At 65.3% G+C, this 12286-nt stretch carries 9 protein-coding genes; 8 read left to right on the top strand and 1 reads right to left on the bottom strand.

Annotation, left to right across the window (positions count from 1 at the left end; genetic code table 11):
• The first annotated feature begins 181 nt into the window (after positions 1 to 181).
• Positions 182 to 1528, top strand: a complete 1347-nt coding sequence (locus HX803_RS21090) for a tetratricopeptide repeat protein (protein ID WP_178923194.1) — start codon at positions 182 to 184, stop codon at positions 1526 to 1528.
• Between the two features lie 499 nt (positions 1529 to 2027).
• Here HX803_RS21090 and HX803_RS21085 read toward each other — a convergent pair whose 3' ends face one another.
• The gene (locus tag HX803_RS21085) at positions 2028 to 3026 is read right to left on the bottom strand and encodes a P1 family peptidase (RefSeq protein WP_178923193.1); all 999 of its coding nucleotides are present in this window, start codon (positions 3024 to 3026) and stop codon (positions 2028 to 2030) included.
• Between the two features lie 354 nt (positions 3027 to 3380).
• On the opposite strand from HX803_RS21085, the gene HX803_RS21080 reads away from it, so the two are divergent.
• Genes HX803_RS21080 through HX803_RS21050 form a run of 7 tightly spaced genes read left to right on the top strand, consistent with a single transcriptional unit; the run spans position 3381 to position 12165 of the window.
• The gene (locus tag HX803_RS21080) at positions 3381 to 5816 is read left to right on the top strand and encodes a TonB-dependent siderophore receptor (RefSeq protein ID WP_178923192.1); all 2436 of its coding nucleotides are present in this window, start codon (positions 3381 to 3383) and stop codon (positions 5814 to 5816) included.
• Between the two features lie 56 nt (positions 5817 to 5872).
• The gene (locus HX803_RS21075; RefSeq protein ID WP_178923191.1) at positions 5873 to 7210 is read left to right on the top strand and encodes an LLM class flavin-dependent oxidoreductase; all 1338 of its coding nucleotides are present in this window, start codon (positions 5873 to 5875) and stop codon (positions 7208 to 7210) included.
• Positions 7207 to 8121, top strand: coding sequence for a 5'/3'-nucleotidase SurE (locus HX803_RS21070; RefSeq protein WP_178923190.1), 915 nt, complete (start codon positions 7207 to 7209; stop codon positions 8119 to 8121). Before HX803_RS21075 ends, HX803_RS21070 begins: the two co-directional genes overlap by 4 nt.
• Entirely contained in the window at positions 8118 to 9107 is a 990-nt protein-coding gene (locus tag HX803_RS21065) for an LLM class flavin-dependent oxidoreductase (RefSeq protein ID WP_178923189.1), read from the top strand. Before HX803_RS21070 ends, HX803_RS21065 begins: the two co-directional genes overlap by 4 nt.
• Positions 9104 to 10081: an LLM class flavin-dependent oxidoreductase gene (locus HX803_RS21060; protein ID WP_178923187.1), complete on the top strand. Its 978-nt coding sequence runs from the start codon at positions 9104 to 9106 to the stop codon at positions 10079 to 10081. Before HX803_RS21065 ends, HX803_RS21060 begins: the two co-directional genes overlap by 4 nt.
• 16 nt (positions 10082 to 10097) lie before the next feature.
• Complete coding sequence (locus HX803_RS21055; RefSeq protein ID WP_178923185.1) at positions 10098 to 11051, top strand: LLM class flavin-dependent oxidoreductase; 954 nt, start codon at positions 10098 to 10100, stop codon at positions 11049 to 11051.
• A 1-nt stretch (position 11052) separates the two neighbouring features.
• Positions 11053 to 12165, top strand: coding sequence for an LLM class flavin-dependent oxidoreductase (locus HX803_RS21050; RefSeq protein ID WP_178923182.1), 1113 nt, complete (start codon positions 11053 to 11055; stop codon positions 12163 to 12165).
• Positions 12166 to 12286: the final 121 nt, after the last annotated feature.

Below are 12286 nucleotides of genomic sequence, written 5' to 3'. Positions count from 1 at the left end.
TGCTTCAGACACTGGATATTCCCCTGACCCACCGCTATCGCAGCGGTGCGACGACTCGACAAGCCAGCTCCCACAGTAGAGTTGTGGTGCTCAGGTGGCACAGGCTTTGCCCTGTGATCCTTATCTGAACCCACGAGGCTTTGCCCTGTGATCCTTATCTGAACCCACGAGCCTTAACCCCATGTCACTGGATTACCTGGGCAACCCCATCGACACCCTCGACCCGTCCACCCGCCAGGGCCTGGACGATTTCATCGGCGGCTTCCTCGGCTACCAGCCTCGCGCCGAAGGCATTCTCGCCACGGCGGACGCCGCCCCTGACTCGGCCCTGGCCAATGCCTTCGCCGGCTTGCTGCTGATGTTCATCGAGTCCCCCGAAGGCCCGACTTTGGCCGAGCAATACCGCCAGCGCGCGGCCGCCGTGAACGGCGATCACCCACGCGCCCAGTTGTACCTGGCCGCCTTGAGCGCCTGGATCGACGACGACCTCGACCAGGTCCTGCACCTGAGCGAACACCTGCTGGGCCGCTACCCCCGTGACCTGTTCGCCGCCAAGCTCAACCAGTACCTGGAGTTCAACCGGGGCAACTGGCCGGCGTTGCTGCGCATCGGCCTCAAGGCTGTCGCAGGTGCGCCGGATATCGCCCACAGCCATGGCCTGCTGGCCTTCGCTTATGAACAATGCCACTTGCTCGAAGAGGCCGAAGCCAGCGCCCGCGAAGCCCTGCGCCTGCAACCCTCGGAGCCCTGGGCGCAACACGCCCTGGCCCATGTGATGCTGACCCAGGGGCGCATCGAGGAAGGAACCGAATTCCTGGAAAGCGTGGCCCATCACTGGGCCGGCTTGAACTCGTTTATGTACACCCACAATTGGTGGCACCTGGCGCTGTTCTACCTGGCGCGGGGTGAAGATCAGCGGGTGCTGGAGATCTACGACCAGCACGTGTGGGGCATCCTGCCGGAGTATTCCCAGGACCAAGTGGGGGCGGTGTCGTTGCTGGCACGCCTGGAACTGGCGGGCATCGACGTCGGCGAGCGTTGGCAGGGGTTGGCGCCTTACCTGCAGCGACGCACCGGGGATGTGGTGCAGCCGTTTCTCAGTGTGCAGTACCTGTATGGCCTGGCACGCGCTGGCAAGCCGGAAGCGGATGAGTTGTTGGCGGCGTTGCGCGAGCATAGTGTTGCGGCGCGGCCGGTGTGGGGCGAGGTGACTTTGCCATTGGCGCGTGGGCTGTTGGCCCATGCACGCGGGGATGCGCAGGGTGCGCTGGAACACTTGGCCCTCGCCCTGCCCCGGTTGAATGAAATCGGTGGCAGCCATGCCCAGCGTGATCTGTTCTCCCAGGTGGAACTGGATGCGCGGTTGAACGCTGGGGATTGGTTTGGGGCGCAGCAGGCGTTGGAGTTGCGGCGTCGGTATGACGGGTGGGATGTGCCGACCAATCGCAGTTTGGTGCGGGTGTATGAGGCGCTGGGTTTGCCGGATCAGGCGGCGAATGCCCAAGCCCGGGTTTCACGCTTTACCTGATGTACAGGGTTCCAAAATGTGGGAGCTGGCTTGCCTGCGATGGCGGTCTGTCGGGGTACATATCCGTTATTTGGGTAACGGCTGATATGGGTTCCGCTCTTACAGCGGCTCACTTTTGAACAGCGCAAAAGTAAGCAAAACGCTCTTGCCCCACCACTCGGTGTCTCGCCTAGGCTCGACATGCCCTCACTCCGGCTTGAATCCGTGGGCCGCCGCGATGGGCCATCCTTGGCCCAGCGCGGCTAACCCGGCGTCCTGCCGGGTTACCCACGGATTCAAGCCTGCGTTCGGCCAGCGTGGTTTAACGGGGCGCCTAAGATCAAGATCACAAGCCACATCAAAAGCCAGAGCCAGAGCCAGAGCCAGAGCCAGAGCCAGGGCAAACTACTGTCTACCTGATAAATGGAGATCCAAATGTGGGAGCTGGCTTGCCGGCGATAGCGGTGTATCAGTGCCAGATAAGCGGGCTGACACACCGCCATCGCCGGCAAGCCGGCGCCTACAGGGGTTGGCGGGCAGCAAATACGCCGCGCGCAATCCCGCGCGCCACACAATCGGCCGCTGCGGCGCCAATCCGGCCGATTTCCACCTGCCGCCGTGGCCCGTCGGTCAAGGCCACCGCCGCCGAGGCCAGGGCAAACACTGTGTCCCCATCAAACGGCAAATGCGCCGGCCGCACCGCGCGCGCGATGCCGTCCTGGGCCATGATCGCCACGCGCTTGCATTCGGCCACGGTTAATTGCGCCGTGCAGGCCACCACCACCAGCGTGGTGTTGGCGCCGGCTTGCAGGCGGCCCATTGAATCGAGGCGCGACAGCTCCGGCATCGGGTCGCTGCAATCCATCTCCGCTTGCGGCCGCTGGCCACCGAACTCCCCCGCCACTTCCCAGGGCCAGGCCCAGAAGGTTTGGCCGTCGGGCATGTACACCGAGCCGATGGGGTTGGCGACCACCAGGGCGGCAACCACCAGCCCGTCGCCCAGGTCCAGGGAGGCAGTGCCCAGCCCGCCTTTCAACACCCCGGCCATGGCGCCACGGCCGGCGCCCACCGAACCCAGCTCAAAATCCTCGCGGGCATTGGCCAGCGCCTCAAAGCCCAGGCGTCGGTAAGGCGGCTCCAGGCCCCAGTCTTTGTCGCCACCGTTGGCCAGGTCATGCAGCACCGCTGCGGGCACGATGGGGATGGCCGGCGCACCGGGCTTGAGGTGCAGGCCCACCTGCGCCTGGGAGAGTTTCGCCGCCACGGCATCCGCCGCGCCCAGGCCGAATACCGAGCCACCGGCGAACACCAGCGCGTGGAGTTGGCCGACCATGTTTTCCGGCTCCAGCGCAGCGGTTTCCCGCCCGCCTGGGCCGCCGCCGCGAATGTCGATGCTGGCGGTCCAGAAGCCATCGGGGCGGATCACCGTGACGCCGGTGTCGACGTGCAGGTCCGTGGCGTGGCCGACCGTGAGGCCTGGGATATCGGTGAGGGCGTTGCGCGGGCCGGGTCTAGGCATACAAAAAAAGCTTCCTTGGGTTGAGGTCTGGCCCGAAGGCAGCAAGGGCTATGCCAATCACCGTTCTCCGTAGGAGCCGGCTTGCCGGCGATAGCGTGTGCTAGGTCGGGAGGCCTCATCGCCGGCAAGCCGGCTCCTACAAGGTGGGTGGGGGCTGTAGGAAAATCAGCAGCCTGTTGATGGCGTTGTTAGAAAAACACCAACCAGCCCCACGCACACCTAATAACTTGTTGTTTTTAATAATATTTTTACGATGGCACAGCCTTTGCTCTCCAGCCTCTCACCAGAGCTTGAACCCAACAAGCCGACCTCGATCAAGGCCCAACGCCTTAACCAACTGGAGTGTTTCCCATCATGAATGCATCACGCGCCGCCGGCAGCCGACCCGGCAAGGCCTTCGCCCATACCCTGTTATTTATCGCCCTGTGCGAGGCGGCCAGCTACAGCAGCCTGGCCCTCGCCGCCGACGCCCCGGCCAGCGACAACCCGCTGGACACCGTGGTGGTGATCGGCAACCGTGGCCAGGCGCGTACCCTGGCCGAGAGCCCGGCGCCGGTGGATGTGATTTCTTCCAAGCAACTGCTGGCCACCGGGCAAGGTGACCTGACCCGCGCCTTGAGCAAAGTGCTGCCGTCGCTCAACCAGCCGGCGTCGTCAGGCTTCGGTTCCACCTCGGTGGTGCGCCCCATCAGCCTGCGTGGCCTCAATGGCGACCAGGTGTTGGTGCTGGTCAACGGCAAGCGCCGTCACAACAGCGCACTGCTGAACAACGGCACCTACCTCAACTCCGGCTCGCAGCCGGTGGACCTCGACATGATCCCCACCGCCCTGGTGGATCACGTCGAAGTGCTGCGCGACGGCGCCTCGGCCCAGTACGGCTCGGACGCCATCGGCGGCGTGGTCAACGTGGTGCTCAAGCAGACCGACCACGGTGGCAGCCTGTCCACCAGCTACGGCCAGAACTATGAAAACGGTGACGGCGAAACCGTGCGCCAGACCGGCAACGTTGGCCTGGCCCTGCCCAACGACGGCTTTATCAACCTGGCCCTGGACGCGAAGAAGCAAAACGTCTCCGATCGCTCCGACAATGCGCCGTACACCGACTCTGCCGGCAACACCAGCCAGCGACACACCTACTACGGCACCGGCCTGCCCGAGGCGAAAAACTTCAGCCTGGGCTACAACGCCGAGCTGCCGGTGGATGACGCGCTGACCCTGTATTCGTTCTCGACCTACACCCACCGCAACTCGGAAAAACCCCTGGCCTTCCACCAGCCGTCGAGTTTCAACGGTATCCAGACGCCGTACCCGGAAGGCATCGAAGACAACCTGCGGTTCATCGAGGAAGACTTCCAGGTCGCGTTCGGCGGCAAAGGCAAGGCCGCCGGTTGGGACTACGACCTGTCCAGCACCTTCGGCCAAGACCATGCCCGCGCCACGCTCACCGACACCTACAACCTGAGCTACGGCCCGACGTCGCCGACCTCGGTGGACACCGGCGTGAAAACCTTCAGCCAGTGGACCAACAACCTCGACCTGACCCGCGCCTTTGACCTCGGCTTGTACAAGCCGACCCAGATTTCCTGGGGCCTGGAACAACGCTACGAGGACTACAAGATCGGCAAGGGCGACCTCGCCTCCTACGCCAGCGGGCCGTTCAGCACCGGCGCCAACGGCGCCCTGATCCCACCCGGCACCATTTCCGGCGCCGGCACCACCCCGGCCGATGCCGCGCAGAAAAGTCGCACCAGCCTGGCCGGCTACGGTGAAATCGGGCAGGACTTCACCGACAAGTGGCACGTGGACCTGGCCGGTCGCTACGAGCATTACAACGACGGCTCCGGCACCACCACCAATGGCAAGTTCTCCACTCGTTACCAGTTGACTCCGATCCTGGCCGTGCGCGGCACCGTCAGCACGGGCTTCCGTGCGCCGTCCCTGGCCCAGCAGATCTACAGCGCCACCTCGCAGACCAGCGTCAACGGCCAACTGTTCGACTACCGCAACGTGGCGGTCGACTCCGACGTGGCCAAAGCCTTGGGCGCGAGCAAGCTCAAGCCGGAAAAATCCACCAACTTCAGCGTCGGCTTCACCCTGCAACCCACCGATGCCACCAACATCACCCTGGATGCGTACCAGATCAAGATCAAGGACCGCATCGCCCAGACCGGCTATCTCGGCGGCACCGCACAGATCAACGCGATCCTTGCGGCTGCCGGGCTCAACCCGAACCAGGCGGTCACTTACTTCACCAACGCCCTGGACACCACCACCCGTGGCGTCGACCTGGTCGGCGACTACCGCCAGGACATCGGTGCCTGGGGCAGCCTGAAGTACTCGGCGGGCTTCAACTGGAACACCACCCAGATCGACGACATCCACGCCTCCGCCGTTGCCGCACAGGCACTCGGCCCGGATGGCGGCTATGACCGCCAGCGCCAGGGCAACCTCAAGTACGGCCTGCCGCAATCCAAGTTGCTGCTGGGCACCACCTGGACCTACGACAAGCTGGAAGTGGCCCTCAACCTGACGCGCTACGGCGAGTACACCCAGTACGGCACCGCCGAGATCTACGACCGCACCTTCTCGCCGGCGTGGATCACCGACCTGAACATCGACTACCACCTGACCAAGGCCGTCACCCTGAATGCCGGCGCCAACAACCTGTTCAACAAGTACCCGGAACGCACCGACCTGGCCAGCAGCTCAGGCGGTTTCCCCTACGGCAACTTCTCGCCCTACGGCACCACCGGCGGCTACTGGTACACCGGCGTGACCTACAACTTCTGACCCGGCGCACGGGGCCGGTTCGCCAGCCCCGTGCCTGACTTGAATAGGACCTGCTCATGACCCGCCGCACCGATCAACTCAAGCTGGGGGCGTTTCTCGCCAACAGCGGCCACCATGTCGCTGCCTGGCGCCACCCCTTGGCCCAGGCGGATGCCAGCCTGGATTTCGAGCACTTCAAGCACATCGCCCAGACCGCCGAACGCGGCAAGTTCGATGCGTTGTTCATCGCCGACGTGGTCGCGCTGTGGGGGCATCATCACGATGCCTTGAGCCGCACGGCGCGCGCCGAGCATTTCGAGCCCCTGACCCTGATGTCGGCCCTGGCCGCCGTCACCCGGCACATCGGCCTGATCGCTACGGCCACCACCACTTACAACGAGCCCTACCACATCGCGCGCAAATTCGCGTCCCTCGACCACCTGTCCAAGGGCCGCGCGGCCTGGAACCTGGTGACCTCGGTGGTCTCGGATGAAGCGTGGAATTTCGGCCGCGAAAACCATGTGGATCACGGCGATCGCTACCAGCGCGCCGAAGAATTCCACGATGTGGTCAAGGACCTGTGGGACAGTTGGGACGACGACGCCTTCACCCGCGACAAAGCCAGTGGCGAGTATTTCGACCCGGCCAAATTGCACACCCTCAACCATCGCGGCGAGCATTTCTCGGTGCGTGGCCCGCTCAACGTGGCGCGCTCGCCCCAGGGCCACCCGGTGCTGGTGCAGGCCGGTGCATCGGAACCGGGTAAGAACCTCGCGGCCCGAGTGGCCGAGCTGATCTTTGCCCATGCCCATGACGTGGAGAGCGCCCAGGCGTTTTACCAGGACATCAAACAACGCGCCGCCGCCTTCGGCCGCGACCCGGACCACATCAAGATCCTGCCGGGCATCACCCCCTTCATCGCCGACACCCGTGAACAGGCCCAGGCACTCTTCGAAGAATTCCAGGCGCTGATCGACCCAGTGCTGGGCCTGCGCCTGCTGGCGGACACCCTGGGCGATGACATCGACCTGTCGGGCCATGACCTCGACGGCCCGCTGCCCGAAACGCCGGTCGGCCAACGCGGCAGCCGGCGTGACAAAGTGCTGGAACTGGCGCGCAAGGAAAACCTGAGCATCCGTCAGCTGTACCTGCGCCTGGCCGGCGGTAACCCAGTGATTGGCACGGCCGAAGACGTGGCCGACCACTTCGAGGCGTGGTTCCAGGCGCGGGCCTGTGATGGTTTCAACGTGTTCTTCCCGTATTTCCCCGGCGCCATCGATCTGTTTGTCGACCGAGTGATCCCGCTGTTGCAGGCGCGCGGGCTGTTTCGCGAAGCCTACGAAGGCACCACCTTGCGCGAAAACCTTGGCCTGCCACGCCCCGCCAATCGTTTTACGACGGGGACTCCTGCATGAAACGCAGCGCCTGGATGCTGGCCTGCGGCAGTGTGTTCGCGTGCAAAGCCTTTGCCTTGAACATCTTGCTGACCAATGACGACGGCTATCAGCACCCGAATATTCGCGCCTTGTACACCGAGCTCAAGGCCCAGGGGCATACCGTGCTGATCGCCGCGCCGCAGAGCGACCAGAGCGCGCGCGGCGGCGCGTTCTTCTTTGGCCGTGAAGTCAGCGTGGGCCGCGACAGCGACCCCGCCTACCCTGACAGTTACTACATCAGCACCCACGAAAACGGCGTGTGCCAAAGCCCTGAGTGCGCCGGCAAGGCCGTGCAGATCGAAATCAGCGGCACCCCGGTGATGGCGCTGCTGATGGGCCTGAAAAAAGTCCTGCCCCACCCCGACCTGGTCATCGTCGGCCCCAACCCCGGCAATAACCTGGGCGCAATTAACCTGGCGTCGGGCACGTTCAACGCTGCCAGTGCGGCGGTCCAGGCGGGCATCCCGGCGCTGGCGGTGAGTACCGACCTGAAAGAACAAGACCCACAGCGCGTCGCCCGGTGGGTGGCGAAGCTGGTACACGCCCTCGACCGCCATCGCCAACCCAACGGCGCCCTGCTGCCGGCTGGCTTGGGCCTGAATATCAACCTGCCCAAAGAGCCGCAACCCGAGGGCGTAAAACTCACGCGGATCGGCAGCTACGTGGGGTTTGAAGCGCTGTACACCGACGACCTCAAGCGGTTCAACCTGCCTGGGAAGCCTGGCATCGGGTTCCAGTACAGCCCTGCTGCCACCGCCGCACAACAGCATGATGAAGCGGTGTGGCTGAACAAAGGCTACCTGACCATCAGCCCGTTCAGCGGCCTGCCGGAATCCCTCAATGCCGGCCCCGCCCTGCAAAAACAATTGACCCGGGAGCTGACACCATGAGCACTGGCTTTTCCCTGGGGTTCCTCAGCCGGGTCTACAGCCCCAGCGCTGATCCCAAGGTTTACCGCGACACACTGGCGCTGTTCAAGGTCGCCGAAGAACTGGGCTTCGACAGTGGCTGGGTCGCACAACACCATTTCGCCAGTGAGCAGGGGCGCCTGCCCTCGCCCCTGGTGTTGCTCGCCGCGATTGCCCAGCACACGCAGCGCATCAGCCTGGGCACAGGGATTATCGTGCTGCCTCAGGAAGCCCCGCTGCGCCTGGCCGAAGACGCGGCGGTGCTGGACCTGCTCTGCAACGGCCGCCTGGAGCTGGGCCTTGGCGCGGGGTTTGATCCCGAGACGTTCCTGGCCTTCGGCCGCGAGCATGAGGCAAGGCACCGGGATTACGAGCAGCACCTGCAACAGTTGCTCCGTGCCCTGGGCAACGCGCCACTGGCCGATAACGGGGCGCGCCTGCTGCCACGGGCCAATGGCCTGAGCCACCGCGTGTGGGAAGCCACCTCACGGGTGGAACGGGTGGCGGAGCGTGGCCACGGCCTGATCATGGCCCCCAACCCCCACCTGCCGGCACACGCTGGCGTGGAACTGGTGGACCGCTACCGCAAGGCCTGGACCGGCGACAACGGCACACCGGCCCGCGTTGTGCGGGTGCAGGCGCTGTTCCCGTCGCCCGGCGACGCCACGCGCCGCGACATCCTGGCTTATGTGGATCGCCAGCAACGCATCGGCGTGTTCAAGGGCGCGCTTGACGACAACTTCGACACCACGCTCGAACGCCTGGGCATCCTGCATGGCCCGGTGGAGCGCATCGTCGAGCAGTTGCAGCAAGGCCCCGCATTGACGGCCCACGATCACCTGATCCTGCAAGTGCAGACCGTCAGCACACCGCTGCGCGACGCCATCCGCGCCCTGGAAACCCTGCGCGAACACATCGCCCCCGCCCTGGGCTGGCAACCGGCCCGGCCCTCAGGAGCCCTGTCATGACCTTCAAACTGGGCTTTCTCAGCCACGCCTTTGGCGACGACCCGCAGCAGGTCTACCACGACCTGATCGAACAATTCGAAGTCGCCGAGGCGCTGGGCTTCGACGGCGGCCGGATCGCCCAGCACCACCTGAACAACGGCTTTGGTCGGCTGCCGTCACCACTGGTGCTGCTGGCGGCGGTGGCCGAGCGTACCCAGCGGATCGAACTGGGCACCGGGGTGATTGTGCTGCCATTTGAAGACCCGATCCGCCTGGCCGAAGACGCCAGCGTGCTCGACGCGTTGAGTGGCGGCCGAGTGCAATTGGGCCTGGGCAGCGGCGGCGCGAACCTGGATAACTTCAGTGCGTTTGACCGTGACCCCACCCAGCGCCAAGTGGAATTTGCCGAGCATCAGCAACGCTTGCAGCACCTGCTGGCCGGCCAGCCGCTCGCCGGTGAATTGACCCTGCAACCTCCCGCGCCTCGCCTGGGGGAGCGCCTGTGGCATTCCCATGGCAGCACCGACGGTGCGGTCTACACGGCCCGACAAGGCAATGGCCTGCTGCTGGGCACCGCGACCCACGACCCACTCACCGTGCAAAAACCACTGGCCGAGGCTTACTTGCAGGCGTGGTCGCGCACGGACCGCGCGCCACGTATCGGCGTGGTCCGTGCGATTTTCCCGGCGTCCAGCCGCGCCGACGCCCAGGCCGAACTGGCGGTGGACATCGAGCGACATATCCCGCGCCTGCAACGTGAAGGCCTGATCGATGAGGCGGTGGACCTGCAGGCCCATTTGCGCCTGATGAATGTGCACCACGGCCATCCCGATGAAGTGATCGAAAGCTTGCAACAGGATCCTGCCCTGCTGCCTTATGCTGATTACGTGATCGCCGTGGTCCAGGCGGAAAGCTCGACCCAGGCGCAGATCCTCAAGCGCCTGGAAGCGACTGCCCGGGACATCGCCCCGGCCTTGGGTTGGAAAAGACGATGACTGACGGAGCTTATGCATGCCCCTCGAATTCAGCTGGCTGATGCCCCTGTGTACCCCCGACTGGGCGGCGCGGCCGGGGCAATGGATTCAACTGGCCCAAGCCGTGGAATACGCCGGCCTCGATGGCCTGTGGATTCCCGGTGGTGCACTGTGCGCCGACAGCCTGGGCGTGGCGGCGGCGTTGTGCGCGCACACGCGGCGGGTGCGCTTGTCGGTGAGCGTGCCACCCGAAGTGATGCTGCCCGCCGCGCTGGCCACGACCTTGCAAAGCCTGCAATCGATCAGCGGCCACCGGGTGCAGTTGCACCTGCCCAACAGCGAACGCAGCGCCTTTGGCGAATGGCTCAACCGTGACCAGCGCAGCGAGCGCATCGGCGAGTACCTGGAGATCCTGCAGCAGCTGTTGGCGCCCGATGATGCGGGCCTGGATTACCAGGGCCGGTATTTCCAACTGGAAAACGCCGGCGTCGCCCGTCGCGAACTGCCCGCCCCAGGCCTGATCCTCGACGACAGCCAGAGCCACAGCCTGGTGAGCGCCCACGCCCAGACCTGCCTGCTCGCCCCTGGCGCTCCCAAGGCCCTCGCCAAGGAGATCCAGCGCTGGCGGGCGATTCAACCAGCACTGGGTTTCGCCTGCACCTTCGGCCTGATCCTGGGCGACAGCGAAGACCTGGCCTGGGAGACCGCCGCCGCGTTGTTGCCCGTGGCGGACGTCCCGGACGAACTGCTCGCCACCCTGCCCCGCGCGCGCCACCCATTGCGCCAATGGGAGGTGCACCCGAACCTGCTGCAACGCGCGCCGGGGCAACCGCTGATCCTGGTGGGCACACCGCAGCAGATCGCCACGCGCCTGCAGGAACTGCACGGGCTGGGCTTGAACCAGCTGATCCTCGAAGGCGGGCCGGCCGTGGGCGATGTGCTGCGGTTTGGCGAACAGGTACTGCCCCTCTTGCGCAAGGAGCGCCCGTAGCATGAGCACAGACGCACGCCCACCGATCCAGCTCGACTGGTTCCTGCCCACCAATGGCGACGGTCGCCACCTCACCAGCAGCGGCTTGCCCAAGGTCGGGTTGTTCCAGCAAGGCGAACGCGCGCCCACCCTGGACTACCTGCGCCAGATCGTGCGGGCCACCGAACAGGCCGGTTTCGACGGCATCATGGTGCCCACCGCCAGCGGCTTCGAGGACCCGTGGCTGATCACCGCCGTGCTGGCTCAGGAAGTACGCCGCCTGAGGTTTCTGCTCACCCTGCGGCCTGGCACCGAGTTGCCGGCCTACACCGCACACCGTGCGGCCACCTTGCAGCTGCTCAGCGAGAACCGCCTGGCCCTGCATGTGGTGACCGGCTCCAGCCGCTTTGAACAACGCTCCCTGGGGGATTTCCTGGAACATGACGAGCGCTATGCACGCACGGCTGAATTCCTGCAGATGTTCCAGGCCGTGTGGGCCGGGCAACCGCCGCCCCATCCGGGCCGCTACTACCGCAGCGCGCTCCATACGCCGATTGCACCGGGCGCCGAGGCGCCGCCGATCTACTTCGGCGGCGCCTCCGAAGCCGCCGAACGTGTGGGCGCGGCCCATGGGCAAACCTACCTGATGTGGTGCGAACCACCGGCGATGATCGCCGAGCGCATCCACCGCATGCGCGACCTGGCGGCCGCCCAGGGCCGCACCTTGCGCTTCGGCCTGCGCCTGCACGTATTCGCCGCCCCCACCGATGACGCCGCGTGGGCCCACGTAGAACGCCTGCTGCAAGAAATCCCCAAGGACGCCATCGATCAGGCACAGCGGCAGATGGCGGCTTACGAATCGGTAGGCCAGAACCGCCAGACCCAGCTGATGCAAGGCCGTGGCCGTGGCGCCCGGGAGCTGGAAGTGTCGGCCAACCTGTGGGCCGGTGTGGGTTTGGTCCGTGGCGGTGCGGGTACCGCGCTGGTGGGCAGTTATGCCCGAGTGGCTGAGCGGATCGAGGAGTATCACCAGTTGGGAGTGGACAGTTTTATCCTGTCGGGATTTCCACATTTGGAAGAAGCGATACATGTGGGGGCGGAGGTGTTGCCGTTGCTGCGCAACCTTACCACCTGAGCGTTGCCGTCTGGTCGAGCGCCATCGCCGGCAAGCCAGCGCCTAGAGAGGACAACAACCGCATCCACGATGCGTAGCGAGTCGCTTTTGATTTTGATCTGAGGCGCCCCGTCAACCACGC

Origin of the sequence: Pseudomonas sp. P7548, from assembly GCF_013386585.1 — a bacterium.
Lineage (GTDB): Bacteria > Pseudomonadota > Gammaproteobacteria > Pseudomonadales > Pseudomonadaceae > Aquipseudomonas.
The sequence above is the reverse complement of the archived record's forward strand: the minus strand, read 5'-3'. Positions and strand labels throughout refer to the sequence as shown.